This is a genomic window from Xanthomonas sp. SHU 199 (assembly GCF_000364665.1).
Lineage (GTDB): Bacteria > Pseudomonadota > Gammaproteobacteria > Xanthomonadales > Xanthomonadaceae > Xanthomonas_A > Xanthomonas_A sontii.
This window is the reverse complement of the sequence record NZ_AQOI01000670.1, coordinates 1-621: the sequence shown is the minus strand read 5'-3', so window position 1 is coordinate 621 and position 621 is coordinate 1. Positions and strand designations below refer to the sequence as shown.

Below are 621 nucleotides of genomic sequence, written 5' to 3'. Positions count from 1 at the left end.
GTAGTCGGTGGCCACCGGCTGCGGCTGCAGGTCGTAGCTGGCGCGCAGCAGCACGTCGACGGTGGCCATGCCGCGTTGCGGCGCCACCCAGCGCGCGTCGCCGCCGCTGGCCATCATGCCTACCGCATCGCCCTGGCGCAGTGCCAGGTACGACACCACCAGCGCGGCGTTGAGCACATGGTCGAAGTGCGACAGGCCACGCTCGCTGGCCAGCATGCGCCGCCCGGTGTCGATCAGCATCAGCAACTGCTGGTTCTTCTCGTCCTGGTACTCGCGCGAGATCAGCTTGCGCGCGCGCGAGGTCGCCTTCCAGTCGATCTGGCGCAGGCTGTCGCCAACCCGGTATTCGCGCATCTGGTGGAAGTCGGTGCCTTCGCCGCGGCGCCGCTTCAGGTGCGCGCCGACCAGGCGCGAGGCCTGTTCGGCGCTGAACAGGGCGAAGCGGGTCAGCGGCGCGAAGTTTGGATACACGCGCACGGTCTGTGCGGACCCGGCCAGACGCTGCTGCCACCACAGGCGCCAGGGCGCATGCAGGCGCAGGTGGGTGCCGTCGAAGACGAAGCGACCGCGCGCGGTCGGACGCAGTTGGTAGCGCACCTGGGTCTGATGCGCGGCGGGCAG

General features: G+C 70.2%; 1 protein-coding gene. It reads right to left on the bottom strand.

Going from position 1 to position 621, the window contains the following annotated elements; translation table 11 throughout:
- Window positions 1–621, bottom strand: a 621-nt coding sequence (locus D183_RS0119190; RefSeq protein WP_017910426.1) for a DUF58 domain-containing protein, incomplete at both ends; no start/stop codon positions are given.